The organism is Gordonia jinghuaiqii, from assembly GCF_014041935.1.
GTDB lineage: Bacteria > Actinomycetota > Actinomycetes > Mycobacteriales > Mycobacteriaceae > Gordonia > Gordonia jinghuaiqii.
Genome location: NZ_CP059491.1, coordinates 1,506,494 through 1,533,222 on the forward strand (window position 1 = coordinate 1,506,494; position 26,729 = coordinate 1,533,222).

Below are 26,729 nucleotides of genomic sequence, written 5' to 3' on the forward strand. Positions count from 1 at the left end.
GTGTCGCGCCGCGAGTGCGCGACTCTCGGGGGCGGGTGCAGTGATCACACCGGTTCGCCGGTCGGCCCCACGGCATCGACGAGGAGTACACCGTGAACCCAGGCGAGCCCAACCATCCGGGCGGTCAGTGGTCGGGAGCCCAGCAGGGACCGCCTCAGAGCGGCGGAATGCCGGGTCAGCAGTGGGATCCCAATGCGCAGTACCAGTATCCGGGCGGCGGCTGGGGTCCCGCGCCGCGAGCGCCGGGCCCGCGCCCCGATCTGTCGCTGATCTTCGCGCTGGCCTCCGCGGTCGCCGGGATCGTCACCTACTTCATGGGTTTCCTCAGCTGGATCACGGTCTCTGCCGGTGCCGACGAGGAACTCGACCAATGGGGAACGCGGCTCGACGAGGGTGAGGGGGGAATCCCGGGCTTCTTCTCCTACGAGATCGTGCTGAACCCGGGCAAGTTCTTCATCGTTCTCGGCGTGGTCGCGGTGGCGACGAGCTTTGTGCTGGTCCCCAGATACCGCAGGGCACTGCCGTTCCTCGCGGTGATCGGGGTGGCCGCGTGGCTCGCACTGTTCGCGGCCGCGCTGGTGGTGCCGCCGTTCCTCGATCTCGGGGCCGGCGCCATCATCGGCCTGATCTTCGGAGCCCTGCAGGTGACGCTACTGATGGCGGCGGCATTCTTGTACGGTCTGAAGAAGGATGACGCAGTCCGGGGCTGACGACCGGTTCGACGAATCGCCGCGCCCACTGCATGCGGGTCCACCCGAGGACCCGTTGGTGGGCGCGTTTCGTCGTGCGGGATGTGTGTACGCCGAGGAGGAGGTCTGCATCCTGCGTGAACATGCCCGTACCGCAGACGAACTCGACGATCTGAGTACACGGCGTATCGCCGGGCAACCACTCGAGCACCTCGTGGGATGGGTGCAGTTCGGCGATCTCCGGCTCAGTGTCGGACCGGGGGTCTTCGTGCCCCGGCAACGGTCGCTGTTGCTGGCGCAGGCTGCGGTCGACGCGGCCGGAGGATTCGGCGAACCCGTTGTGCTGGAGCCCTTCTGCGGAGTCGCGCCGATCGCGTCGAGTGTCGCCGCGTCGGTCCCGGCCGCAGTGCTTCATGTCTGTGACGTCGATTCCGCCACGCTCGCTCATGCCCGCCGAAACCTCCCCGCGAACAGCGGGATACACCTGGGTTCCCTCCTGGAGCCGGTGCCGGCGGCGCTTCGTGGACACCTCGACGTGATCGCCGCGGTGCCGCCCTACGTTCCCGACGCCCAGATCGCCTTCCTGGCCCCCGAGGCGCGTGACCACGAACCCCGCAGAGCACTCACCGGCGGACCCGACGGGCTCGACCACATCGCCGCCCTCGTCGCCGATGCCCGCGTGTGGCTGCGGGCCGGGGGAGACCTGTTGATGGAGATGCACACCGCACAGTTCGACCTGCTGGCGAATCGGCTCGAGACGGACGTGAGTTTCGACGTCGACGCCATCGAGGGCGACGACGGTCAGACCGTGGTCGCACGGCTTCGACGCCGCCGCGACGGTTGATCAGCCGACCGCACGATCACCGCCGCCGCAACAAGATCGGACGATCAGATCCCCAGGATCGCCCGCAGCCGCGACACCTCCGCGCGATACCGCTCGACGTTGCGCATCTTGATGCTCTCGTAGCCGCGCACCATGTCCGGCAACCCGGCGAGCTCGACAACCGTCGGCACCTGTGACTCCGTGATCGTCCCGGTGGCCGACGCCGCGAGGATCGAGTCGACCAGTTCCCGGTATTCGGCGACGAGTGCGCGTTCGGTGCGCCGGATCTCGCTGCGCCCGAACGGGTCCAGCGCGGTGCCGCGAAGCCGCTTCATCTTCGACAGTGCGCTCAGAGGAGCATCGGCCCACCGGCCGAGCGAGAGCTTCTCGCGCATCCCCATGTTGCGCAGCGTCGGTGGGTGCAGTCGCACCGCGAGTTCGGCGTCGTCGCCGAACCGGTCGGCGACCCGCGCGGAGAACGCCGGGTCCCGGGTCAGCCGCGCCACCTCGTACTCGTCCTTGTAGGCCATCAGCTTGTGGAGACCACAGGCCACGGCGTCGGTCAGGGCAGGCCCGTGTCCGGCGTCGTGCACCTTCGTGACGACGTCGAGATAGTCCCGCGCATAACGTTCGTCGGCGTAGGCGACGAGGTCGTCGTATCGAAGTGCGATGGTCCGCGTGAGCTCGTCGTCGAGGCCGGACAGTCCGCCGACGACGCCGAGCGCGTGGGCCCCCGGCTCGGCGGCGGCCGTGCTCGGCCCGTGGAGTCCGGCGATGGTGGCCGACACGGTCGCGGGATCGGCGACGGTCTGCCGTCCACGGCGGAAGGCCTGCAGGTTCTTCTCGACGGCCACCGAGTTGAGTTCCACGGCCCGTTCGATCGACGACGCCGAGATGGCCAGCGCCCCTGCTTGATACGCGGCGCCCACCATGAGCATGTTGGCGAACTGCTCGTCGTCGAACAGTGCCGTCGACAACGCGCCGGCGTCGAGGTACACGCCGCGCGACACGTGCGCGTCGATCACGGAATGGACGGCGGCCTCGGCGGGGAAGCCGACGGCGGTGTCGATGACCATCAGGCCGGTCGGAACCTGCGTCGTCGAGACCACCGCGACGGTCTTCTCCGCAGCCGCGACCTTGAGGTTGACCGGGTCGGTGCCGACGAGCGGGTCGCAGACGAGATAGAGGTCGCAGTCGCCGGCGGCGACCTTGGCGGCCTGCTCGATCGCGCGCGGGGTGATCTTGATGTCGCTCACCACGGCACCGCCCTTCTGGGCGAGGCCGGTCATGTCGACTGTCCGTGCGGCGTGCCCGTCGAGAACGGCAGCCGTCGCCAGGACCTGCGAGACCGTCACGACCCCGGTGCCGCCGATGCCGGTGACGCGGAGCGAGAAGGTCTCCCGCACAGCGGGAACCGCGGGTTCGGGGAGACCGTCGGCGGGGATGTCGGGGGCGCTCGGCCGGTTACGGGCCGACCCCGGGGTGACCGTGACGAACGACGGACAGTCACCCTGCAGGCACGAGTAGTCGAGATTGCACGAACTCTGGTCGATCTGGGTCTTGCGGCCGAACTCGGTGTCCACGGGGTGAACCGACAGGCAGTTGGACTTCTGGCCGCAATCCCCGCATCCCTCGCAGATGCGCTCGTTGATCATCACGCGCCGGGTCGGTGTGGGCATGGTGCCGCGCTTGCGCTTGCGCCGCTTCTCCGCGGCGCAATGCTGATCGTGGATCAGTACCGTGACGCCGGGAACGGCGGCGAGTTCGTTCTGGACCTCGAGCATGTCGTCGCGGTGACGAATCTCCACCGATTTCGGGAGGCGCAGCCCCCGAGCATGTTTCGGGTCGTCGGTGGTGACGACGATCTTGGCCACGCCCTCATCGAGGAGAAGCGACGACAACCGCGGCAGGCCCATCGCACCGACGGGGTCCTGCCCGCCGGTCATCGCGACGGTCCCGTTGTAGAGCAACTTGTAGGTGATGTTCACCCCCGAGGCGACAGCGGCCCGCAGTGCCAGCGAACCGGAGTGCATGAACGTCCCGTCTCCGACGTTCTGCACGAAGTGGTCGGCGGACACGAACGGCGCCATGCCGATCCACTGTGCGCCCTCGCCGCCCATCTGGGTGATGCCGGCGATGTCGCCGACCTGCCGGGGGTCCATCAGCAACACCATCGCGTGGCAGCCGATACCCGCGCCGACGAGGGTGTCCTGGGAGACCTTCGTCGAACTGTTGTGGGGACACCCCGAACAGAAGTACGGGGTCCGCACAGCCAGGGGGAGCTCGATTCGAGTGCGTCGCCGAGCTTGTCGGTCCAGCCAGGTCTGTGCCGCGTCGACCTGGTGGCGGGCGAGGCGCTCGGCCAGGCCTCGGGTCACGGCGTCGACGTCGAGTTCGCCGAAGCGGGAGAACAGCGTCGAACCGTCCTCGTGGACCTTGCCGACGATGCGGGGTGCACGCGGATGGCGGAAGAGGATGTCGCGCATCATCGTCTCGATGAAGTCGCGTTTCTCCTCGATGACGATGACCTCGTCGAGGTCGCCGGTGGCGGTGCCGAACACGAAGCGGTTCAGGATGTCCCGCTCGATCGGGTACACCATCCCGAGTTTGAGGATGCGGATGCCGAGCCGGCGCAGGTCGTCGTCGTCGATGTTCATCAGGCGCAGCGCTTCGCGCAGATCGAGGTAGGTCTTGCCGGCCGCAACGATGCCGATCCGGTCGTCGGGGCTCGAGACCACGACCCGGTTGATGCCGTTGAGGCGCGCGTATTCCTGCGCGCGGGGCAGGCGGATGGTCAGCTGATTCTGTTCGAGCTCCATGAGGGCGGCACCGAGGAGTCGCCCGCTGGGCACATGCGGACTCCGCCCGAGGCCGCCGTATACGGGTGCGACGCGGGCGGGGTCGACGTGCGCGGTCGACGCGCCATCGGCGACATGGGCGGAGATCTTGAGTGAGGTCCACAACCCGCTCGCCCGACTCATGAGGGCCGCGTGCACACCGAGATCGAGGATGTCCTGGGAGTCGGCAGGGTAGAGGATCGGCATGTAGAGATCTGCGAGGGCCATCTCCGAGGCGCAGGGGACCGTCGAGGACTTGGCGCCCGGGTCGTCGCCGACGAGGGCCACCGCACCGCCGGACGGATGGGTGCCGATGAGGTTGGCGTGGCGCAGAGCGTCGGTGGCGCGGTCGAGGCCGGGGGCCTTGCCGTACCAGTAACCGACGACGCCGTCGCGGAGCGCGCCACCGGCCGCCGGACTCAGGTCGGCGACCTGTGCGGCGAGCTGCGAACCCATCACCGCGGTCGCTGCCAGCTCTTCGTTCAGGCCGGGCCGGTGGGTGATGTCGTAGGGGGCGAGCAGGTCGTGTCGGCGGGCGAGTTCGAGGTCGTAACCGGCCAGGGGTGAACCCTCGTACCCGGAGATGAACGACGCGGTCCGCAGATCGTGGCGGCGGTCGAGGTGAGCGCGGTCGGCAACCATGCGGACGAGGGCCTGGATGCCGGTGAGGTAGATGTCGCCCGATTCGCGGGCGTAGCGATCGTCGAGCGAGAAGCCCGCGATGCCGGGCTCCGGAGGCAGTGCGTCGCGGGAGCGGCGATCGGGGGTCGGCACGGACACCGGGTGTGCGCGGTCGTCTGCGAGGGTCATGGGGTTACCTGGCCTTCTATGTGCGGTGGTCGATGCCGGGGGTGGTGGCGGTTCGACGCATCGGTTGTGGCGGCCCGGGGTGGTGGGCCTGCCACCACAGTACGAGAAGACGTGACGGGCGTCACGTTCGTCGCGGTTCGGCCGCGAATCGATGCGTGACACCGACCACCGGGTCGCGTAGCATCCCTCTCAGTTAATTCCAACTAACTGAAGGGTCGACGGTGACCAGCACGCTCGACGGCTTCCGGGCCGCCCACCAGCAGAATCTCGACCTCCTCAACCGGCGCCTGCGTGAGGTGTCGGCGGGTGGCGGCGCCAAGGCCCGGGAACGCCACGTCTCCCGCGGCAAGCTGCTCCCGCGCGATCGCGTCGACGGCCTGCTCGACGTCGGATCCCCCTTCATCGAGGTCGCACCGCTCGCTGCCTTCGGCATGTACGACGACAAGGCTCCGGCCGCGGGCGTCATCGCCGGCGTCGGACGCGTCGCCGGCCGCGAATGCATGATCGTCGCGAACGATGCGACCGTCTCCGGCGGTACCTACTACCCGGTGACGGTGAAGAAACACCTGCGCGCACAGGAGATCGCCGCGGCCAACCGGTTGCCGTGCATCTACCTCGTCGACTCCGGCGGCGCGATGCTCCTGCAGCAGGACGAGGTCTTTCCCGACCGCGACCACTTCGGCCGGATCTTCTACAACCAGGCGACGATGAGTGCCGCGGGTATCCCGCAGATCGCCGCGGTACTCGGCTCCTCGACCGCCGGCGGCGCCTACGTTCCGGCGATGAGCGACGAGACGGTCATCGTCCGCAACCAGGGGACCATCTTCCTGGCGGGTCCGCCGCTGGTGAAGGCCGCCACCGGTGAGGATGTCACCGCCGAGGACCTCGGCGGCGGCGCGATGCACTCGTCGGTCTCCGGTGTCACCGATCACCTCGTGGACAACGACCAGCAGGCGCTGGCCAAGGTTCGCGAGATCGTCGCGACGCTCGGTCCGCGGGAGGCGCCGCAGTGGGAGACGATCCCGTCGCGCGAGCCGCTACGACCGCAGAGTGACATCTACGACGTCGTGCCCACCGATCCCAGGACCCCCTACGATGTTCGTTCGGTCATCGAGATCATCTGCGATGCAGGCGAATACACCGAATTCAAGGCGAACTACGGCACCACGCTCGTCACCGCCTTCGCGCACATCCACGGCCATCCGGTCGGTATCATCGCCAACAATGGTGTCCTGTTCAGCGAATCCGCCCTCAAGGGTGCACATTTCATCGAGCTGTGCGATCAGCGTCGAATCCCGTTGCTGTTCCTGCAGAACATCACCGGGTTCATGGTCGGCAAGGCCTACGAGCAGGGTGGTATCGCCAAGAACGGCGCCAAGATGGTGAATGCCGTCGCCTGCGCCCGCGTCCCCAAATTCACCGTGATGGTCGGCGGGTCCTTCGGTGCGGGCAACTACTCGATGTGCGGCCGCGCGTACTCGCCGAGGTTCCTGTGGATGTGGCCCAACGCGCGGATCTCGGTCATGGGCGGACCCCAGGCCGCCGACACCCTGGGCACGGTGCGACGCAACCAGCTCGAACGATCGGGCGGCGAGTGGTCGGCGGAGGACGAGGAGTCGTTCAAGGCGCCCATCCGCGAACAGTTCGAGCGCCAGTCCGACGCCTACTACTCGACGGCTCGGCTCTGGGACGACGGCATCATCGATCCCGCCCAGACCAGAACCCTGCTCGGTCTGGCCCTCGAGACCGCCAGGTACGCACCGCTCGCCGACCCGCGCTACGGCGTCTTCCGGATGTGATGGTCGTGACGACGCCCACCCCGACCCTCCCGCCCCGCCTACCCCGAGGACCCCGACCGTGAGTACCAGACCCATCCGAAGTGTCCTGGTGGCCAACCGTGGGGAGATCGCGTGCCGCGTGATCGACACGTTGCGCCGCATGGGTATCCGCAGCATCGCGGTCTACTCCGACGCCGACGCCCACGCCCGTCACGTCCACCAGGCCGACGTCGCCGTACGCATCGGCCCGGCCGCCGCGACGCAGAGCTACCTCGACATCGGTGCCGTGGTCGACGCCGCGCGCAAGACCGGCGCCGACGCTGTTCATCCGGGCTATGGGTTCCTCTCGGAGAACCAGAAGTTCGCGGCCGCGCTGGCCGACGCGGGCATCGTGTTCATCGGTCCGCCCACCGAGGCGATCGCGACGATGGGCGACAAGATCGCCGCCCGTGCCGCGGTCACCGCACGCGAGGTCCCCGTGGTCCCCGGACTGTCACGACCGGGACTCACCGACGACGACCTCATCGCCGCGGCCCCCGACATCGGATTCCCCGTGCTCATCAAGCCCAGCGCGGGCGGGGGCGGCAAGGGCATGCACCGGGTCGCCGACCCGACCGAACTCCCCGCGGCGCTGCAGCGGGCACGCCGCGAGGCCGGTGCGGCCTTCGGTGACGACGCGCTGTTCCTGGAGCATTTCGTCGACACCCCGCGCCACATCGAGGTGCAGGTGCTGGCCGACGAGCACGGCAACGTCATCCACCTCGGCGAACGCGAATGCTCCCTGCAGCGACGCCATCAGAAGGTCATCGAGGAGGCGCCGTCGGCGCTTCTCGACGCCGACACCCGGGCCCGCATCGGTGCGGCGGCCTGCGACGCCGCACGCAGCGTCGGCTACACCGGCGCCGGCACCGTCGAGTTCATCGTGTCCGCCCACCGCCCGGACGAGTTCTTCTTCATGGAGATGAACACCCGGCTGCAGGTCGAACACCCCGTGACCGAGCTCGTCACCGGAATCGACCTGGTGGAACAGCAGATCCGAGTCGCTCGCGGCGAGGTACTCGGCCTCGCGCAGGACTCGATCACCCTCACCGGACACGCCGTCGAGGCGCGCGTCTACGCCGAGGACCCCGCCCGCGGCTTCCTGCCCACCGGCGGCACCATCGAACACCTCGTCCACCCCGACACCTCACCGGGCAGCGGCGTGCGCGTCGACTCGGCGATGCTCGACGGTCTGCGCGTCGGCAGCGATTACGATCCGATGCTCGCCAAGGTCATCGCCTACGGCAGTGATCGCGAGGAAGCACTCGAACGACTCGACCAGGCACTCGCCCACACCCGCGTGCTCGGCGTCGTCACCAACATCGACTTCTGCCGCTTCGTGTTACGTCACCAGGCCGTGATCGACGCCGAGCTCGACACCGAGCTCCTCGACCGGCTCGTATCCGATTACACCGTGGGCGAACCCGCACCCGAAGCGCAGGTGCTCGTCGGCCTGGCGCGCATCGGGACACGGGAGCGCGGCGACATCTGGTCGTCGGCTGTCGGCTGGCGGGTCGGACAACCGGCACCGGTCATCACGCGGCTCGTCAGCGGCGGGCACCACTGCACCGTGGAGATCCTCGTCGACTCCGCCGACTCCGAGTCGGTGTCCGGCACCGCGACAGTGACATACGCCGACGACGAGTCGCGCGCGCCGTGGACGGCCGATGTGGTCTACCTACCGGCCCGACCCGGCGACGGCCGCGACTCCGACCGGCTCATCGTCGACGGTGTGAGCCAGTCCTGGTCCTCGGCCCGGGTCGGTGAGACCTGGTGGGTGGCCGGACCATCGGGCACGCGGGTTCTCGACCTGGCCCGCCCGCTGCTCGACGAGGCCGCCGACGAGCACGCCGGCGAGATCGTCAGTCCGATGCCGGGGACCGTGGTCGCGGTGGGGGCGCACGACGGCGACGAGGTGACCGCGGGCGCGTCGATCGTCGTGGTCGAGGCCATGAAGATGGAGCATGCGCTGACCGCATCCGTCGACGGCACCGTCGACATCTCGGTGACCGTGGGGGACAAGGTCGATGCCGGACAGATCCTGGCCGTCGTGACCCCTGCGGCCGACGCCGACCCCGCCGACCCCGACACCGCCGACCCCGCGACGCCGAACGCTGCCGCGTCCTGACACGCCCCCCGACACACAGACAGAGACAACGAGACCAGAAGGGCCCTCATGGAACTCACCCAGGAGTACACCGACCTCATCGCCACGGTGCGCGACTTCGCGCAGACCGTGGTGGCGCCGGTCGCCGCGAAACACGATGCCGAACACAGCTTTCCGTACGAGGTCGTCGCTCAGATGGGCAAGATGGGCCTCTTCGGGCTGCCGTTCCCCGAGGAGTACGGCGGAATGGGCGGTGACTACTTCGCGCTGTCGCTGGCCCTCGAGGAACTCGGCAAGGTCGACCAGTCGGTGGCCATCACCCTCGAGGCCGGCGTCAGCCTCGGCGCGATGCCGATCTACCGCTTCGGCGACGAGGAGCAGAAGCAGAAGTACCTGCCGGGTCTCACCGCGGGCACGGCGCTCGCGGGATTCGGTCTGACCGAGCCCGGCGCGGGCTCCGATGCCGGTGCCACCGCGACGACCGCCCGGGACGACGGCGACTCGTGGATCATCAACGGCGGCAAGCAGTTCATCACCAACTCCGGCACCGACATCACCTCCCTGGTGACCGTCACCGCGGTCACCGGCGTCAAGGAGAACGGCAAGAAGGAGATCTCGACGATCATCGTGCCCGCGGGCACACCCGGTTTCACCGCCGAGCCGGCGTACAACAAGGTCGGCTGGAACGCCTCGGACACCCACCCGCTCACCTTCACCGACGTCCGCGTACCGAAGGAGAATCTCCTCGGCGTCCGGGGTCGCGGCTATGCCAACTTCCTGTCGATCCTCGACGAGGGACGCATCGCGATCGCGGCACTCGCCACCGGTGCGGCTCAGGGTTGCGTCGACGAGAGCGTCAAGTACGCCAAGGAACGCCAGTCGTTCGGCAAACCGATCGGCGAATACCAGTCGGTGTCCTTCGCGATCGCGCGGATGGAGGCCCGCGCCCACGTGGCCCGCACGGCCTACTACGACGCGGCCTCGAAGATGCTGGCCGGCAAGCCGTTCAAGAAGGAGGCGTCGATCGCCAAGATGATCGCCAGTGAGGCGGCCATGGACAATGCGCGCACGGCCACGCAGATCCACGGCGGCTACGGCTTCATGAACGACTATCCCGTGGCCCGCCACTACCGCGACTCCAAGATCCTCGAGATCGGGGAGGGCACCACCGAGGTGCAGCTCATGCTCATCGCGCGCGAGTTGGGATTCGCATGAGCGAGCTGCGATCCCCGGGTGCGGCACCGGAGGGCGACGGACGGCGAATCGTCCAGCGCGGGCTGTGGTTCGAGGAGTTCACCGAGGGCACCATCTACGAGCACCGGCCCGGCCGAACGGTCACCGAGGCCGACAACGTCCTGTTCACCACGCTGACGATGAACACGCAGGCACTGCATCTCGACGCCGCGTGGTCGGCGCAGCAGCCCGGTTTCGGCGGGCAACGGCTCATCAACTCGATGTTCACGCTGTCGACGATCGTCGGACTGTCGGTATCCCAGCTCACCCAGGGAACGCTCGTCGCCAACCTCGGTTTCAGCGAAGTCGCCTTTCCCGCGCCACTGTTCGCCGGTGACACCCTGTACGCCGAAACCGAGTGCACGGGTAAACGCGAATCCCGGTCACGTCCAGGGGAGGGCGTGGTCAACTTGACCCACATCGGACGCAACCAGCACGGCGACATCGTCGCGCGAGCCGCACGAGCAACGCTGGTTCGCAAGCAACGGACGGAGTGACGACGATGTTCTTCGATGGAACTTCCGGCGGTACGGGCCCATCCGGCTCACACCTGGTCGGACCGCAGCTGACGAACGCCTGGCTGCCCCCGGGGCCTGCCCTGCTGTTCTGCCCGGCCGACCGGCCCGAGCGGTATCAGAAGGCACTCGACCGTGCGGACGTGGTGATCATCGATCTCGAGGACGCGGTGTCGCCGGAGAACCGCGTCGCCGCCCGCGAGGCGCTGGTGGCCAACCCCGTCGACCCGGACCGCACCATCGTGCGGATCAACCCGGCGGGCACCGGCGACTACCGGCGTGATCTCGCCGCCGTCGCCGAGACGAACTACCGGGTCGTCATGCAGGCCAAGGCCGAGGACGTCTCGTCGATCCTCGACACCGCGTTCCAGACGGTCGCGCTGATCGAGACGCCCCTGGGTGCGACCCGGGCCCACGACATCGCCGCCACGGCCAACTGCATCGGTCTCATGTGGGGTGCGGAGGATCTCGTCGCCGGCCTCGGCGGCACATCGAGTCGGTTCGGCCCCGGCGAAGCGCGGCCGGGGGAGTACCGGGACGTCGCGAGCTGGGTACGGTCGATGGTCCGCATCGCCGCGGCCGCGCACGGGAAGTTCGCCGTCGACTCCGTCCACCTCGACATCGACGATGTCGAGGGCCTCCGGGCAGAGGTCCGCGACGCCGTCGCCCTGGGGTACACGGCGACCGCCTGCATCCATCCGTCGCAGGTCGACGTCATCCGGGACGGCTACCGGCCCTCCGATGAGGCGGTGGCATGGGCGCACAAGGTCCTGCGCAGCTCCGCCGAGCACGGGGGCGGGGTCTTCAGCCTCGACGGTCAGATGATCGACGGTCCTGTTCTCCGCCAGGCCGAGGTCGTGCTGTCGCGAGTGGCCGACCCTTCCGGCGATGCGGCCGCCGATTCCGGCGCCGACGACGCCTGACCCTGCACGACAAGCCATTTCGAGCCGTCGACCGACAGACCGGAGCACGACATGAGCACCGACGCTCACACCCAGCCCGCACACACCCGGGGTGACCCGAGCCCCGCCCTGCTGACCGAGACGATCGGTGCCACGCTGGCGCGCACCGTCGGGCAGTACGGCGAGCGCACGGCACTGATCGACGCCGCGGCCGACCGCGAGTGGACCTATGCCGAGTTGCACCGCGACGTCCGCGCCCTCGCCGCCGGACTGCTGCGCCTCGGTGTCTCGACCGGCGACCGGGTCGGGCTGTGGGCCCCCAACCGGTTCGAGTGGGTGCTGACCCAGTATGCGACGGCCGAGATCGGCGCCATCCTCGTCAATCTCAATCCGGCCTACCGCCAGAACGAGATCGAGTACGCGCTGCAGCAATCCGGCACCGGCGTCGTACTGGCCGCCGAACGGTTCAAGGACTCGGACTATGCGTCGATGCTGGGTGAGGCCCGGGCGCGCTGCCCCGAGCTGCGCGAGGTGGTGCTGTTCGATTCCCCGGAGTGGGCGGAACTCACCGCCGAACCGTCGGCCGCGGAACTGACGCGGGTCGCCGACATCGCGGCCTCGTTGTCGGCCGACGATCCGATCAACATCCAGTACACCTCCGGGACAACGGGATTCCCCAAGGGGGCGACGCTCTCGCATCGCAACATCGGCAACAACGGTTACCTCGTGGGTGAACTGGTCGACTACACCGCCGATGACCGCATCTGCATCCCGGTGCCGTTCTACCACTGCTTCGGCATGGTCATGGGCAACCTCGCGGCGACGAGTCACGGTGCGGCCATGGTCATCCCGGCACCCGCCTTCGATCCGCTGGCCACGCTCGAGGCTGTCGCGAAGTACCGCTGCACCAGCCTCTACGGCGTCCCGACGATGTTCATCGCAGAACTCGCCCTGCTCGACGACGGCCTGGAGATCGATCTGTCGTCGCTGCGTACCGGGATCATGGCGGGGTCACCGTGCCCCGAACATGTGATGCGCCAGGTCGTCGACCGGATGCACATGGACCAGGTCTCCATCTGTTACGGCATGACCGAGACGTCGCCGGTATCGACGCAGACCCGCGTCGACGACCCGCTCGAACTACGTGTGACGACCGTCGGCCGGGTGGGTCCGCACCTCGAGATCAAGGTCGTCGACCCCGGAGCCGGTGAGACCCTGCAGTGCGGTGAGACCGGAGAATTGTGCACGCGCGGTTACTCGGTGATGACCGGGTACTGGAACGACCCGGACAAGACCGCCGAGGCCATCGACGCCGACGGGTGGATGCACACCGGCGACCTCGCGGAGATGGACGACACCGGTTACGTCCGCATCACCGGTCGGATCAAGGACATGGTGATCCGCGGCGGCGAGAACATCTACCCGCGCGAGATCGAGGAGTTCCTGTACACCCATCCCGACATCCTCGACGCGCAGGTGATCGGCGTGCCGGATGAGAAGTACGGTGAGGAACTCATGGCGTGGGTGCGATTGCGTGAGCCGGCAGGCGATCTCACTGCCGAGGACCTCCGTGCCTTCGCCGACGGCAAGATCGCCCGGCACAAGATCCCGCGGTACGTCCACGTCGTCGACGAGTTCCCGATGACCGTCACCGGCAAGGTACGCAAGGTGGCGATGCGCGACGAGGCCCTCTCCATCCTGGAGCGTCTGCGATGACCCACGGTGATACCGCATCGCGGACAGACGGCGATACCGCATCGCGGAAGAACGACGTGCAACTCGACGGGTTCCGCCGGCTGGTGGAGCGCCGATTCGGTGTTCCGGCAACCGATTACGACCAGCTGTGGTCGTGGTCGGTGCAGCAGCCCGCACAGTTCTGGCGCGGTGTGTGGGAGTTCTTCGACCTCGATTCGCTCGCGGCCGAACCGCTCGGCGACGGAGACGACGCCGTGCTCGCCGACGCCCGGATGCCGGGCGCGCACTGGTTTCCGGAGGTGCGGCTGAACTACGTCGAGGCGGTGCTGCGGCACGCATCCCTGCCCGGCGCCGCCATCGTCGGCATCGACGAGGCCGGTGGACGCACGGAGATCTCGTGGGCGGAGCTGCCCGCGCTGGTGGCCGGTCTCGCGTCGACCCTTCGGGCGCAGGGAATCTCCCCGGGAGATGTGGTGGCCGCCTACCTGCCCGACATCCCCGAGGCCGTCGTCGCCTTTCTCGCCACCGCCAGTCTCGGCGCGATCTGGTCCGGCTGCGGCCAGGATTACGCACCGGAGGGCGCCGCGGGCCGTCTCGCCCAGCTCTCGCCGAAGGTCCTGTTCACTGCCGACGGTTATCGCTACAACGGCAAGTTCATCGACAAACGCGCCGACAGCGCCGAACTCGCCGGGCTGCTACCGGACCTCGTCGCGCACATCACCGTCGGGGCCGTCGGGGACGCCGGGGGTGTTGGGGCTGCGGATGACGGGGCGTCGACGATAGCCTACGACGACGCGGTCCGCGCCGCCGCCGACGGCTCCCGTCCGGTGCCGGTGCCGTTCGATCACCCGCTGTGGGTGCTGTTCAGTTCCGGGACCACCGGTCGCCCCAAGGGCATCGTGCACGGCCACGGCGGCGTGCTCGTCGAACACCTGAAAGCCGCAGCGTTGCACGGTGACCTGTCGTCGAAGGATGTGTTCTTCTGGCAGACCGCCCTGAGCTGGATGATGTGGAACTATCAGGTCGCCGGGTTGCTGTGTGGCGCGAGGATCATCTGTTACAGCGGTTCGCCGTTGTATCCCGATGCCGACCGGCTCTGGCAGATCGTCGACGACGAGAAGGTCACCTATTTCGGCACCAGCCCGGGTCAGTTGCAGGCGTCGCGCAAGGCCGGTCTCGAACCGGGCCGCGACCATGACCTCGGATCGTTGCGAGTGGTCGGCAGTACCGGATCGTCCCTCGCCGCAGACCTTTTCACCTGGGTCGACGAGCATGTGAAGGCCGGTGTGCCGATCTCGTCGATCAGCGGCGGCACCGACATCGTCTCGGCGTTCGCCGGTGGCTCGACCGGGGTGCCGATGGTGCCCGGCGAACTGTCGGTCCGATATCTGGGTGTGGCACTGGAGAGTTGGGCGCCCGACGGCACCCCGCAGGTGGGTGAGGTCGGCGAACTCGTCGTCACCGCGCCGATGCCGTCGATGCCGGTCCATTTCTGGAACGACGCCGATGGTGCCCGTTACCGTGCGGCGTATTTCGCGCACGAGTGGCAGGGTGAGAACACCGCCCGGGCAAACCCGGTGTGGCGTCACGGCGATTGGGTCACCGTGACCGACCGCGGATCCCTCGTCATCCACGGGCGAAGCGATGCGACCCTGAACCGCTCCGGAATCCGCATGGGATCGGCCGACATCTACGAGATCGTGGAGGCGCTCGAGGAGATCGCCGAGGCGTTCGTCCTCGGGGTCGACGGGCCTGACGGTGCCTACTGGATGCCGCTGTTCGTCACCCTGGTGCCCGGTGCGGTGCTCGACGACGCGCTGGTCGGACGGATCGGGGCCGCGGTGCGCGACCGGTTGTCGAAACGCCATGTGCCCGATGAGGTCATCGAGGCCCCGGGCATCCCGCACACCCGCACCGGCAAGAAGCTCGAGGTTCCGGTCACCGCGATTCTGGCGGGCCGCACGGAGGTCAACATCGATCCGAGATCCGTCGACGACTACTCGCTCATCGACTGGTACGCAGAACAGGGACGTGCCCACCGCTGGTGATCGCGCGCGCCGAGTCCAGACGCCTGTGCACCGATGCCTGTGTCAACCGACGGTGCCGACCGGCCCGACGCCGGTACGGTGGGGAGCACTCCAACCGGAGTCTGTCGCCAGATGATTCATAGGACGCGACCGCCATATGTACTAGCGTGGGTCGGGAGTTCTGCGCGTCGCGGCGCCAGACGGCCGTCTCGCCGTCACCGTGACCGCGATGCGTTGATCCTGACCTACTGACCCCTGACCAGGAGATCTCCATGACGTATCCACCGGGGGGCTACGGGCAGCAGCCCGAGTCCGGCCAGTCCTACGGCCAGTACGGGAGCCCGTCGGGCTACCCGCAGGCCGGGGCCCAGAACACCGGATCGCAGGGGTCAGGGACCTCTGGCTCCGAACAGTACAGCCAGCAGAGCCCAGGCCAGCAGTACGGCCAGGGCCAGCAGGGTTACGGCCAGAGCCCCGCCCAGGGTTACGGGCAGCAGGGCTACGGGCAGCAGGGTTACGGCCAGCAGACTTACGGTCAGCAGGGCTATGGCCAGCAGACATACGGCCAACAGGGTTACGGCCAGCAGGGTCAGCAGGGTTACGGCCAGCACGGTCAGTCGCAGCAGCCGGTGAAGCAGCCGAGCCAGGGACTGCCGGCCATCACGCCGATGATCCTCGCCGGTGCGATCGGCGCGTTCGGCGTCATCGTGCTGTTCGCGGGCTTCCTCGCCGCGGCCAAGACCGAGGTGCTGTCGATGGGCGGACCGATCGAGGTCTCGGCCGAGGTGTTCGGAACCCTGTACGCGGTTCCCTACGCCCTCGTGGTCGTCGCGGGAGTCTTGTCCCTGCTCTCGCTGATCCCGTCGGTGAAGGTGGCGGCGGCGCCGATCGCGGTGGCACTGACCGTGCCCGCGTTCCTGATCACCCTGTTCCAGTTCCTCAGCTTCGACGACAATGCCGCGGGAGCGATTCTGCTGCTGGTCTTCTCGTTGCTGTCGGCGATCCTCTCGGTGGTGTGGCTGCTCATCGACGCCGCAGTGCTCAAGGTGGCACCGGCAACGGGCGCCGGGGCCTCGTCGACGGGCCCGATCGTCTCAGCGACTTCGCAGGCCGATTCCACCGGCAGCCAGCAGGCAGCCGGATACGGTGACGCACAGGCCAGTGGCTACGGCACGGGAACCGCACAGTCGCAGTACGGCCAGCACGGATCGGCGAGCTACGACCCGTCGTCGTACGCGCAGTCCCCGGGGTCGTCGGCAGCCGGCCAGTCCGGCTACTCGGCGCCGAGCGGCGCGAGCGAGTCGTCGGCCTCAGGTGCTTCGTCGGTCCCGGGTGGTTCGTCGGCCTCAGGTGGTTCGTCTGCACAGTCCGGCTCTTCGGCCTCGGGCCACGGCGAGTCGGGATATGGCGACTATCGCCCCGGCCAGTACTCCACGGGTGCCTCGGGCGCGTCCGCCGGTACACCCGGTGCGTCGGCGAACCCGTCGGGTGCCGGTCCCTCCGGTGAACACAGCACCACCGTGTTCCAGAAGCCGGAACCGCCCACCGGCAGCGGTAGCTGATCCACTTCTCCTCGGTGCCCCGTCGACCCCGCGTCGGCGGGGCACCGTCGTTGTCCCAGCGGTCCACCGGGCGCGGGTCCCGGTGACCTGACTCGCTTTCCCCGCCCCCTCGGCGCGTCTACGACGGGCCGGGCCGGGCCCGTGTCACGCTCATACCGATGCCCACCCTCAGGCCTGATTCGACCGCGGAGAACTTGGCGTCGCAGCTTCGTAACCTGCGACGATCCCGGCGTGCACAGCGCGTCGCCGCCGAGGGTTCGGCCCGGCAGCTCGCGGTGGTGGCCTTCACCGTCCCCGCGGTCGCGCTGGTGACCCTCATCGTCGTGATGTTGACCGTGTTGTTACTCGCCGGAAGCGGCCTGACCGGGCTGCCCAGTGCGATCGCGTCGAGCTGGCTGGCCATCCATCAGGTGCCGGTGACGATCAGCGGCGTGACGATCGGTGTGCTGCCGCTGTTGCCGACGCTGGTCGTCGCGGCCGGGACGGCGGTCCTGACCGCCCGGGCCGTCACGGGCGGTGGCGGCTCGGGCGGCCGGTCCGCGCACGACCTGTTCGACATCGGTGCCGTGGTGTTCTCGGCCCTCGTCGGTCCTCTTCTCATCACCGCCATGTCGCTGGCGATCGTGATGGACGGCGGTTCGGTGCTCCCGGTCCAGACGCCGAGCGCGTTGATCGCCTTCGCGTACACGCTGGGAGTCCACGGCGGTGCCGCCCTCGCGGGAATCGGATGGAGTCGCCGACGCGACTTCGCCGCCCGCTGGGGGGTGACCCACGCCGACCGGCGCGGCTTCCGGTACGGCGTGGTGGCCGCCCTGATGCTGATGGTGGCGGGCGCGCTGCTGGTATGCCTGCGCATGCTGATGCGCCACGGTCAGATCGGCGAGCTGATCGCGACCGGCGCCGACTTCGACGGCTACCTGGGGCTGACCGTGCTGTCGGTTCTGTACTTGCCGAATGTCATCGTCGGTGCGCTGGCGGTGCTCGTCGGGTCCGACATCCAGCTCGGTGCGATGACCGTCGACCTCTTCACCGTTCGAGGGGGAGCGGTCCCGCCCGTGCCCGTCCTGGCGGTGCTGCCCGAGGGGACCGGTGCGGGCGCCTGGGGCCTGGTCGGCATGGTGATTCCCGCGGGTGTGGCCGCCTTCGTCGGCTGGCGTTGCCGCGATCTCGATCCGATGGCGCACGTGCGTTCGGTGGGCGTGGCGGCAGCCGTCGCCGCATCGGCGGTGGCGATCCTGACAGTGTCCTCCGGCGGCTCGCTCGGCGAGTTCGGCGACGTCGCGATGACGGTCTCGGCGGCCGGGGTCTTCACCCTCGGGTGGATCTCGGTGATCGGTCTGCTGATCGTGCTCGTCTACGCCTTCCTGCCATCGACTCGTGCGGCGCGGGCCGCCATGGGTGAGGACTACTTCGACGACCCGTTCGACCTCGGTTACGAAGACGAATACGTCATCGTCGCGGACCTCGATGACGACGACGAATACGTCGAGTTCGCGGAGTACGAGGACTCCGAAGACACGGACATCGAAGACACGGACCCGGACGGGGCGGACTCCGGCGAAACGGACCCGGACGGCGCGGACTCCGGCGACACGTACGAAGCCGAGACGTACGAACCCGGCGACCAGAGGGAATCCGGGTACGAGGACGCCGGGTACGAGGACGCCGGGTACGCCGATGCGGGTTCGGGCCCGCAGGACGGCGCCACATACCGGCGGGCGCCGAACCGGGTCTACGTCGACGACCTCGACGACGCCGATCTCGCCGACGACGCCGACTACGACCTCTACCCGGGTGCCCCGCGACAGCGCTGAATGACAGCGCTGAATCGTCGACTTCGAGGTATCGCTGTCGGTGCGGCCCCCATCCGCCGCAGGCATGCAGGCGGTACGACGCGACGGCGCAGTCACCACCCGCCCGACCGCCCGGCTCGCACCTGACCCGGCGGGGGCCGCTGCACGTGCGGAGATTAGGCTCGACGCCGTGACCTCCCCGACCGCGCCCGAACGCACCCCACTGGTGGTGCTGGCATCGGGTACCGGTTCACTGCTGGAATCGTTGATCGCGCGGACTGCCGCCGACGACGCGACGTTCACCGTCGCAGCCATCGTCGTCGACCGCGCGTGCCGTGCCCAGGAGATCGCTGCCCGCAATGAGATCCCGCTGATCACCTGCCGCGTCGGCGATCACCCGGACCGGGCCGCATGGGACCGCGCGCTGACCGATGAGGTCGCCGCGGTAGATCCGGCGTGGGTGGTCACCGCGGGTTTCATGAAGATCCTCGGCCCTGCCTTTCTCGGCCGCTTCGGTGGGCGAGTCGTCAACAGTCATCCGGCGCTGCTACCCGCGTTCCCGGGCGCGCACGGTGTGGCCGAGGCCCTCGACTACGGAGTCAAGGTCACCGGGGCGACGGTGCACCTCGTCGACGAAGGGGTCGACACCGGTCCGATCCTCGCGCAGCAGGCGGTGACCGTCGTCGACGACGACACCGCCGACACGCTGCACGAACGCATCAAGACGGTCGAGCGCGTGTTGCTCGCCGACGTGGTGACCGCACTGGTCGCCAGAGGAGTAGTCATCGATGGACGAAAGGCCCGCATCCCGTGAACGCACACAGCCCTGACAGTTCCCGCCGACCCATTCGGCGCGCGCTGGTGAGTGTCTACGACAAGAGCGGCCTCGCCGATCTCGCGACCGCGCTGCAGGCAGCCGGTGTGGAGATCGTGTCGACGGGATCGACCGCCAAGACCATCGCCGACACCGGGGTACCGGTGGTCGAGGTGTCGACGCTGACCGGCTTCCCCGAGTGCCTCGACGGCCGGGTCAAGACACTGCACCCGAAGGTCCACGCCGGCATCCTCGCCGACACCCGCAAGGACGACCATGTCGCCCAGCTGGCCGAATTGGGTGTCGCCGCATTCGATCTCGTCATCGTCAACCTCTACCCGTTCACCGCGACCGTGGCCTCGGGGGCCACGCCCGACGAGTGCATCGAGCAGATCGACATCGGCGGTCCGTCGATGGTGCGCGGCGCGGCGAAGAACCATCCCTCGGTCGCCGTGGTGGTCAACCCGGGTGACTACGCCCTGGTCACCGAGGCCGTCGCGGCTGGCGGATTCACGCTGGCCGACCGGAAGAAGCTGGCCGCCAAGGCTTTCCGTCACACCGCTGATTACGACGTGGCGGTCGCGTCGTGGATGTCGAGTGTGGTTGCCCCCGAAGATGATTCACAGTTCCCGAGCTGGGCCGGCGCCACCTGGACCCGGTCGGCGGTGCTCCGCTACGGCGAGAACCCGCATCAGGCTGCGGCGCTCTACATCGGTAACTCCGGCACCGGTGGGGTGGCGACTGCCGAGCAGCTGCACGGCAAGGAGATGAGTTACAACAACTACACCGATGCCGATGCCGCGTGGCGCGCCGCTTATGACTTCGCCGCCCCGGCGGTCGCGATCATCAAGCACGCCAACCCGTGCGGCATCGCCGTGGGTGCCGACATCGCCGAGGCCCACCGCAAGGCCCATGCCTGTGATCCGGTCAGCGCGTACGGCGGAGTGATCGCGGCGAACCGCGAGATCACCGTCGAGATGGCCGAGCAGGTCGCCGAGATCTTCACCGAGGTCGTCGTCGCACCGGGCTTCGCCGACGGTGCGTTGTCGGTGCTGACCCGCAAGAAGAACATCCGTGTGCTGGTGGCCACCCCGCCGGCGGCCACCGGGATCGAGACCAAGCCGGTCTCGGGTGGTCTGCTCATGCAGCAGCGCGACGTCCTCGACGCCGACGGTGACAATCCGGCCAACTGGAACCTCGTCGCCGGTCCGCCCGCCGACGAGCAGACCCTCGCCGATCTCGAATTCGCGTGGCGTGCCTGCCGTTCGGTCAAGTCCAACGCCATTCTGCTCGCTTCCGACGGTGCCTCGGTCGGCGTCGGCATGGGCCAGGTCAATCGCGTCGACTCCGCCCATCTCGCCGTGCAGCGCGCCGGGGAGCGGGCAGCGGGCAGCGTCGGTGCGTCGGACGCCTTCTTCCCGTTCCCGGACGGCCTGCAGGTACTGCTCTCCGCCGGCGTGAAAGCCGTTGCGCAGCCGGGCGGCTCGATCCGTGACAAAGAGGTGATCGAGGCGGCCGAGGAGGCGGGCGTGACGCTCTACCTCACCGGGGCGCGCCATTTCGCTCACTGATCTTGCACTGCTGGTCGTCGCGGGATTCGGCGCCGGCCTGATCGGTTACATCACGGGACTGGCGTCCATCGTCAGCTATCCCGCGCTACTCGCGGTGGGGCTCAGCCCGATCGCGGCCAACGTGACCAACACCGTCGCCCTGGTCGCCGTCGGGGTGGGCAGCACCGCGCAGTCGGGGAGATCACTGCTCGACGGTGACCGGCGTCGTCTGGTCGTCGGCGCCGTCGCGGCGCTCATCGGTGGCACCGTCGGCGCGGTCCTGCTGCTCATGACACCGGCCGAGGCATTCGAGGCCGTCGTCCCGTTTCTGGTCGCGATCGCGGCGGCGGCCCTTCTCGCGCAACCGGTTCTACGACGTTGGGCGACCGCGCACGTCGAGCGTCCCTGGGTGTTCATCACCGGGCTCACGCTGATCTGCGTGTACGGCGGCTATTTCGGTGCGGGCGCGGGAATCATGATCCTCGCGCTGATGCTGGTGGTCACCAGTGAACCGCTGTGGCGCGCAGCGTTGTCCAAGTCGGTGTTCCTCGGGATCGCCAACACCGTCGCGGCGATCGGTTTCATGATCTTCGGGCCCGTGAACTGGTGGGCCGCGCTCGCCATGGCCATCGGCTGTCTGGCCGGCGGATGGTGCGGGCCGCCGGTGGTCAAGCGCCTACCGCCCGGACCTCTTCGGATCGTGGTCGGCATCTGCGGTCTCGGGCTCGCCGCCTGGCTCGCGGTCGGCTGACTGTCATCCACCCGGATCTTGCGCAGGTCGTGAGGCGCGACTGGCGTACCCGACCCGCGATCTCTGAGTCGGGTACGCCAGTCGCCTCCTGTTCCGCTGTGTAGTTGTCAAGGGACGGATGCGGTCCCGGGCGTGAGCCGGGTGCGCCAAGGTGCTACGCGAAGAACTGTTGTCGGGCGATCTGTCAGGCTGCGTCGTCGAGTCGCATGGTGCGTCGGTTGTAGGCCGGTAACGGTCGACGGTGTGGGTCGATCGAGGCGGGCGGAACCAGCCAGGGGTGTCGGTCGAAACCCATGACGACGTCCCAACCGTGATGGTGGACCTGGGTGTGGCAGCGTTGGCAGAGCAGGCAACCGTTGTCGAGGTCGGTAGGACCATCGTCGGCCCAGTGCCGGACGTGATGCACCTGGGTATATGACGGCGGCGCACCGCATTTGATGCAGCAGCTGTCGCGGACGATCACGGCTCTGCGTAGGTGCGCCGGGAACAATCGCCGGGCTTGCCCCATCTGTAGCGGCACGCCTTCTCCGTCGAGGATGATCTCGGTGAGTGTCCCGTCACACGATATCTGGCGGGCGGTGGCCTGGCTGATGGATCCGGTCCACGGCAGGGTGGCTGGGTCGGCGCCGGTGGCGGGGATGGTCAGTACGAGTTGGGTGCGCGGAGAGCCGACGGTGTCGATGGTGGCGCCGACTGCAGCTTGGTCGAGGATGAGTTCGAAGGCGTCGGCGCGGCGTTGTTCGGCGGTGCGCCGGTCGTCGGAGCCGTCGGGTTCGGGGCGAGGGCAGGACCGTTCGTCGATCATCGACAGGAACTTCTCCCCGACGAGCTGGGTGAGGTCGGCGCGGATCTCGACACGGCCGTCGTCGGTGGAGTGCGCGTTGACCATGTTGAGGGACGGATCGTCGGCGGCGGCCATCCCGGTGTCGGTGGCGTCGGCGAGGGTGTTGCCGATGGTGCGGGCGTATTCGAGCACGCGCGCCGGCGTCGCACCCGACAGCGCTTGGCCGATGAGGTCGGTCTCGTGCGAACCCTTGTCTTCATCGGAAAGCCCGTCGGGGCAGCGGGTCTCGATGTGACTCATTCCGCGGACGATGGCGTCGACGACCTCGGTGGACAGTCGTCCGTCGGCGGCGTGACGAGCCAGAGCGGGCAGCGCGGGTAGACCGTCGACGCTTCGCATGATGCGATTGACCGAGGCGGGCGCGTGGCCGATCTCGACCAACAGCTTCCGGGTGGTGCCACCGGCCTTTTGTGCGACACCGATTGCGTCGAGTTGTGCTGTGTGGGTGACGATCTGATGGTCGACGATGTTGCGGATCCACCGCAGCGTGTTCAGCGCATCGAATGTCGTTTCACCCGTGGAGTCGTCGGCGGGCGGGCTGGTCTCGATGAGCTGATCGAGGAGTGTGTCGAGCTCTGGCATGACTCCACTGTACGGGAACATTCGTTCGACGGGTGAGGAGTTTCCACAAGCTCTTCGAGGTGAATGATGTTGGCACGTAATGGGTTCGGAGATGTGCACCGCGATCGATCACAGTGGTGAACTACAGTCACACCCGTTTCGCATTCTGTCGATAGGTGGTGGGTGTTGCTGGCCCGAAGCTATCGGAAAGCTGCGACACGTGACCACCGTGCCGGCCGCGGACTCGTCGGTCGTGACAGAGGTCGCGTGCAACGTCCGCCCGCTCGATGCCGGCCTCGACAACGAACCCCGATGGCAGACCGCCGGACCGGCGCTACGCGCTCGCGTCGAGTCGGGTCGGCGGGAGTCGCCGAGGTGGTCGCGCAGTTTCCTGACCCAGCCGATTCACTGAACGGGATCGACCGGCAACGGGCACGCAACATGCACATGAAGCCGGCATCCTGCGCATTCGGCGGCAGTTTCCCTCTCGACGAGGAAAACTCTGGTCGCCGGGGTTCGCGATGTCTAGACATGCACGGTGACCTTGTTTGTGGACATCACCCCCGACGACGCGGGGGGCCGGACGGCGGCTCCGGCCCGGGGCTCGTCGCGCCTGCGATCGGCGCTCACCAGGACAGGACTGCCGCTGCTGTCGGTGGTGGTGTTCGCGGGCGTCTGGCAACTGGTCGCCGTCAGCGGGATCTGGAGTGAGACCTTCGTTCCCCGCCTCGGCGCGGTGTGGGACGCCTTCGTCGACATGTCCACCACGCACAACGGGGTTCGCGGCTATGCCGACTACTACTGGTGGGAACACCTCTACATGACGCTGCGCCGCGTCTTCGCCGGTGTGGCGATCGGCGTGGCCCTCGGAGTTCTTCTCGGACTGGCGATGGGGACGGTCGCCTGGTTGCGGCGATTGCTCGAACCCTGGCTCACGTTCTTGCGTGCGCTCCCGCCGCTGGCGTACTTCTTCCTGCTCGTCATCTGGCTGGGCATCGACGAGGCGCCGAAGATCACGTTGCTCGCGCTCGCGGCGCTGCCACCCGCGGCCGTGGCGACCACTGCGGCGGTCAGTGCCGCCCCGGTGGGTCTGATCGAGGCCGCCCGCGCACTGGGCGCGTCCCGGTCGGAGGTGATCAGGGACATCGTGGTGCCGTCGGCGTTGCCGGAGACCTTCACCGGCATAAGACTTTCCGTCGGGATCGCGTACTCCTCGGTGGTCGCCGCCGAGCTCTTCAACGGTATCCCCGGGATCGGTGGCGTGGTCAAGGATGCCAGCAACTACAACAACACTCCCGTCGTCCTGGTCGGCATCATCGCCATCGGTCTGTCCGGACTGATCATCGACGGGCTCCTTCGATCAATCGAGCACCGAGTGGTGCCGTGGCGCGGAAAGGTCTGACACGCAATGACACTCACACGCAGGGGGGCCGGCATTCGCCGGATGCGACGCTCGAACAAGCCGGGACGTTCGCGGTTCGGTGTGGCGCTCGGGGTGGTCGCCGCAGTGATGCTGGTGCTCGTCGGGTGCTCGGTGGACAACTCGGGTAGCGACAGCAGCAAGCCGACGATCCGTATTGCCTACCAGTCCTTCCCCAGCGGCGACCTGATCGTCAAGAACAACGGCTGGCTCGAAGAAGCCCTGCCGGACCACAACATCAAATGGACCAAGTTCGACTCCGGTGCCGACATCAACACCGCCTTCGTCGCCAAAGAAGTCGATTTCGCCGCAATCGGTTCCAGCCCGGTGGCCCGCGGACTGTCCGCGCCACTGAACATCCCGTACCAGGTGGCCTTCGTTCTCGATGTCGCCGGTGACAACGAGGCACTCGTCGCGCGTGACGGGACCGGGATCGACACCGTCGCCGACCTGAGGGGTAAGCGGGTGGCCACCGCGTTCGCCTCGACTGCCCACTACAGTCTGCTCGCCGCGTTGAACGAGGCCGGGGTGAATCCGAAGGACGTCGACCTCATCGATCTGCAACCGCAGGCGTCCTTGGCGGCCTGGCAGCGCGGTGACATCGATGCGGTGTACACCTGGCTGCCCACCCTGGACGAATTGCGTCAGGACGGAAAGACTCTCGTTGCCAGCCGGCAGCTGGCCACCGCCGGGAAGCCGACGCTCGACCTCGGTGTGGTCTCCAGCGAGTTCGCCGAGGCGAATCCGGAGGTCGTCGACACCTGGCGCAAGGTCCAGGCCCGGGCGCTCACCCTCATCAAGGACGACCCGCAGGCCGCCGCCGACGCCGTGGCCGCACAGTTGGGTACAACGCCGGAGGATGCGGCGAACCAGTTGAAGCAGGGCACCTACCTCACGGTCGCGGAACTGACCAGCCCGACGTGGCTGGGCACCGCGGGAGAACCCGGCAATCTCGCGGAGAATCTGCACAGCGCAGCGGTGTTCCTGGCCGAACAGCAGCAGATCCCGGCCGCTCCGCCGCTCGAGACCTTCCGGAAGGCCATCTACACAGAGGGATTACCGGGTGTCGTCGAACAGCAGTAGCCCACTGGTCGACGCCGGGGATCGCGCCACCGCCGAGACCCCCGGCCGGGACGCGGGACAACGCGGTGCGATCCGCCTGCGTAACGTGTCGCAGACCTACGGGGCCGGGGCGGGCGCGGTCACGGCCGTCGGTCCGGTCGATCTCGACATCCCGCCGGGGGAGTTCCTGGTGCTGGTCGGGGCCTCGGGGTGCGGAAAATCGACCCTGCTGCGCCTGATCGCGGGATTCGAGCAGGCCTCGACGGGCGAGGTCGAGGTGTCGGGCGGCGCGCCACTGCCCGGCGTCACCTCCGGCGTGGTCTTCCAGCAGCCGCGGCTGTTCCCGTGGAAGACGGTGGGCGGCAACATCGATCTCGCACTCAAGTACGCCAGGGTCCCCCGCGGTGAACGGGCCGCGCGGCGCGTCGAGCTCCTGCATCGTGTGGGGCTCGAGGACATCGCGCAGCGTCGGATCTGGGAGATCTCGGGCGGCCAGCAGCAGCGTGTGGCGATCGCCCGCGCGCTCGCGGCCGAGACGTCGTTGCTCCTGCTCGACGAACCGTTCGCGGCCCTCGACGCCCTGACACGTGAACGGCTGCAGGAGGATCTGCGCGCGGTGAGCTCGGACAGCGGACGCACCAGTGTGTTCGTCACCCACAGCGCCGACGAGGCCGCCTTCCTGGGCAGCCGAATCATCGTCCTCACCCGACGTCCCGGCCGCGTCGCGCTCGACCTCACCTCGCCGCTGCCGCGCACAGGCGTGGGGCCCGAAGAGCTTCGGGGTTCACCCGAGTACGCCGCGTTGCGGGCCGAGGTGGGGGCGGCGGTGAAGGAGGCCGCCGTCGCGTGACCGACATCGCTCCCAGTAGAGGCCCTTTTCCTCAGCGTGGGATTAATCCTGTCGGTGGCGGCCGATC

20 protein-coding genes are annotated in these 26,729 nt (G+C 68.3%); 18 read left to right on the forward strand and 2 right to left on the reverse strand.

Annotated elements, in window-relative coordinates; translation table 11 throughout:
• Nucleotides 1–92: 92 nt before the first annotated feature.
• Both H1R19_RS06680 and H1R19_RS06685 read left to right on the forward strand, forming a co-directional pair.
• Entirely contained in the window at nt 93–710 is a 618-nt protein-coding gene (locus H1R19_RS06680; RefSeq protein WP_219851031.1) for a DUF5336 domain-containing protein, read from the forward strand.
• Nucleotides 691–1,533, forward strand: a complete 843-nt coding sequence (locus tag H1R19_RS06685; RefSeq protein ID WP_244970896.1) for a class I SAM-dependent methyltransferase — start codon at nt 691–693, stop codon at nt 1,531–1,533. The genes H1R19_RS06680 and H1R19_RS06685 overlap by 20 nt, the downstream gene beginning before the upstream one ends.
• 44 nt (nt 1,534–1,577) lie before the next feature.
• Here H1R19_RS06685 and H1R19_RS06690 read toward each other — a convergent pair whose 3' ends face one another.
• Nucleotides 1,578–5,159, reverse strand: coding sequence for an indolepyruvate ferredoxin oxidoreductase family protein (locus tag H1R19_RS06690; RefSeq protein ID WP_219851032.1), 3,582 nt, complete (start codon nt 5,157–5,159; stop codon nt 1,578–1,580).
• Between the two features lie 221 nt (nt 5,160–5,380).
• Between H1R19_RS06690 and H1R19_RS06695 the strand changes: the two genes are divergently transcribed.
• From H1R19_RS06695 to H1R19_RS06750, 12 genes are all read left to right on the forward strand, one after another.
• The gene (locus tag H1R19_RS06695; protein ID WP_219851033.1) at nt 5,381–6,958 is read left to right on the forward strand and encodes a carboxyl transferase domain-containing protein; all 1,578 of its coding nucleotides are present in this window, start codon (nt 5,381–5,383) and stop codon (nt 6,956–6,958) included.
• Nucleotides 6,959–7,016: 58 nt separating this feature from the next.
• Nucleotides 7,017–9,104, forward strand: a complete 2,088-nt coding sequence (locus H1R19_RS06700) for an acetyl/propionyl/methylcrotonyl-CoA carboxylase subunit alpha (protein ID WP_219851034.1) — start codon at nt 7,017–7,019, stop codon at nt 9,102–9,104.
• Between the two features lie 48 nt (nt 9,105–9,152).
• Nucleotides 9,153–10,298 carry an acyl-CoA dehydrogenase family protein gene (locus H1R19_RS06705; protein ID WP_219851035.1) on the forward strand — a complete coding sequence of 382 codons (1,146 nt, stop codon included), beginning with the start codon at nt 9,153–9,155 and terminating at the stop codon, nt 10,296–10,298.
• Nucleotides 10,295–10,813: a MaoC family dehydratase gene (locus H1R19_RS06710; protein ID WP_219851036.1), complete on the forward strand. Its 519-nt coding sequence runs from the start codon at nt 10,295–10,297 to the stop codon at nt 10,811–10,813. Before H1R19_RS06705 ends, H1R19_RS06710 begins: the two co-directional genes overlap by 4 nt.
• Before the next feature lie 5 nt (nt 10,814–10,818).
• Complete coding sequence (locus H1R19_RS06715) at nt 10,819–11,754, forward strand: HpcH/HpaI aldolase/citrate lyase family protein (protein ID WP_244970897.1); 936 nt, start codon at nt 10,819–10,821, stop codon at nt 11,752–11,754.
• Nucleotides 11,755–11,805: 51 nt separating this feature from the next.
• Nucleotides 11,806–13,449 (forward strand): AMP-binding protein, encoded by a 1,644-nt coding sequence (locus H1R19_RS06720; protein ID WP_219851037.1) that lies wholly within the window; start codon nt 11,806–11,808, stop codon nt 13,447–13,449.
• A complete protein-coding gene (locus H1R19_RS06725; protein WP_219851038.1) occupies nt 13,446–15,476 on the forward strand; it encodes an acetoacetate--CoA ligase in 2,031 nt (676 codons plus the stop codon). Before H1R19_RS06720 ends, H1R19_RS06725 begins: the two co-directional genes overlap by 4 nt.
• 251 nt (nt 15,477–15,727) lie before the next feature.
• Nucleotides 15,728–17,017: a DUF5336 domain-containing protein gene (locus tag H1R19_RS06730; RefSeq protein ID WP_188330048.1), complete on the forward strand. Its 1,290-nt coding sequence runs from the start codon at nt 15,728–15,730 to the stop codon at nt 17,015–17,017.
• A gap of 158 nt (nt 17,018–17,175) precedes the next feature.
• Nucleotides 17,176–18,831 (forward strand): cell division protein PerM, encoded by a 1,656-nt coding sequence (locus H1R19_RS06735; protein WP_219851039.1) that lies wholly within the window; start codon nt 17,176–17,178, stop codon nt 18,829–18,831.
• A 169-nt stretch (nt 18,832–19,000) separates the two neighbouring features.
• Nucleotides 19,001–19,624 carry a phosphoribosylglycinamide formyltransferase gene (gene purN, locus H1R19_RS06740; RefSeq protein ID WP_188330046.1) on the forward strand — a complete coding sequence of 208 codons (624 nt, stop codon included), beginning with the start codon at nt 19,001–19,003 and terminating at the stop codon, nt 19,622–19,624.
• A complete protein-coding gene (purH, locus tag H1R19_RS06745) occupies nt 19,621–21,195 on the forward strand; it encodes a bifunctional phosphoribosylaminoimidazolecarboxamide formyltransferase/IMP cyclohydrolase (protein WP_219851040.1) in 1,575 nt (524 codons plus the stop codon). Before purN ends, purH begins: the two co-directional genes overlap by 4 nt.
• Nucleotides 21,182–21,925 carry a sulfite exporter TauE/SafE family protein gene (locus tag H1R19_RS06750; protein ID WP_219851546.1) on the forward strand — a complete coding sequence of 248 codons (744 nt, stop codon included), beginning with the start codon at nt 21,182–21,184 and terminating at the stop codon, nt 21,923–21,925. The genes purH and H1R19_RS06750 overlap by 14 nt, the downstream gene beginning before the upstream one ends.
• A gap of 184 nt (nt 21,926–22,109) precedes the next feature.
• Here the strand turns inward: H1R19_RS06750 and H1R19_RS06755 are convergent, their stop codons facing one another.
• A complete protein-coding gene (locus H1R19_RS06755; RefSeq protein WP_219851041.1) occupies nt 22,110–23,372 on the reverse strand; it encodes an HNH endonuclease in 1,263 nt (420 codons plus the stop codon).
• Nucleotides 23,373–23,550: 178 nt separating this feature from the next.
• On the opposite strand from H1R19_RS06755, the gene H1R19_RS06760 reads away from it, so the two are divergent.
• From H1R19_RS06760 to H1R19_RS06775, 4 genes are all read left to right on the forward strand, one after another.
• On the forward strand, nt 23,551–23,742 hold the full coding sequence (locus tag H1R19_RS06760; protein ID WP_188330043.1) for a hypothetical protein: 192 nt from the start codon (nt 23,551–23,553) through the stop codon (nt 23,740–23,742).
• 126 nt (nt 23,743–23,868) lie between these two features.
• Nucleotides 23,869–24,732: an ABC transporter permease gene (locus H1R19_RS06765; protein ID WP_219851042.1), complete on the forward strand. Its 864-nt coding sequence runs from the start codon at nt 23,869–23,871 to the stop codon at nt 24,730–24,732.
• 6 nt (nt 24,733–24,738) lie between these two features.
• Nucleotides 24,739–25,833 carry a taurine ABC transporter substrate-binding protein gene (locus tag H1R19_RS06770; RefSeq protein WP_372632038.1) on the forward strand — a complete coding sequence of 365 codons (1,095 nt, stop codon included), beginning with the start codon at nt 24,739–24,741 and terminating at the stop codon, nt 25,831–25,833.
• Complete coding sequence (locus H1R19_RS06775; RefSeq protein WP_219851043.1) at nt 25,814–26,662, forward strand: ABC transporter ATP-binding protein; 849 nt, start codon at nt 25,814–25,816, stop codon at nt 26,660–26,662. Before H1R19_RS06770 ends, H1R19_RS06775 begins: the two co-directional genes overlap by 20 nt.
• Nucleotides 26,663–26,729 lie beyond the last annotated feature (67 nt).

Coding starts and splice junctions, on each gene's coding strand:
- H1R19_RS06685 (WP_244970896.1), top strand. CDS start 691: ATGACGCAGTCCGGGGCTGACGACCGGTTCGACGAATCGCCGCGCCCA.
- H1R19_RS06690 (WP_219851032.1), bottom strand. CDS start 5,159: ATGACCCTCGCAGACGACCGCGCACACCCGGTGTCCGTGCCGACCCCC.
- H1R19_RS06705 (WP_219851035.1), top strand. CDS start 9,153: ATGGAACTCACCCAGGAGTACACCGACCTCATCGCCACGGTGCGCGAC.
- H1R19_RS06710 (WP_219851036.1), top strand. CDS start 10,295: ATGAGCGAGCTGCGATCCCCGGGTGCGGCACCGGAGGGCGACGGACGG.
- H1R19_RS06715 (WP_244970897.1), top strand. CDS start 10,819: ATGTTCTTCGATGGAACTTCCGGCGGTACGGGCCCATCCGGCTCACAC.
- H1R19_RS06720 (WP_219851037.1), top strand. CDS start 11,806: ATGAGCACCGACGCTCACACCCAGCCCGCACACACCCGGGGTGACCCG.
- H1R19_RS06725 (WP_219851038.1), top strand. CDS start 13,446: ATGACCCACGGTGATACCGCATCGCGGACAGACGGCGATACCGCATCG.
- H1R19_RS06730 (WP_188330048.1), top strand. CDS start 15,728: ATGACGTATCCACCGGGGGGCTACGGGCAGCAGCCCGAGTCCGGCCAG.
- H1R19_RS06735 (WP_219851039.1), top strand. CDS start 17,176: ATGCCCACCCTCAGGCCTGATTCGACCGCGGAGAACTTGGCGTCGCAG.
- H1R19_RS06755 (WP_219851041.1), bottom strand. CDS start 23,372: ATGTTCCCGTACAGTGGAGTCATGCCAGAGCTCGACACACTCCTCGAT.
- H1R19_RS06770 (WP_372632038.1), top strand. CDS start 24,739: ATGACACTCACACGCAGGGGGGCCGGCATTCGCCGGATGCGACGCTCG.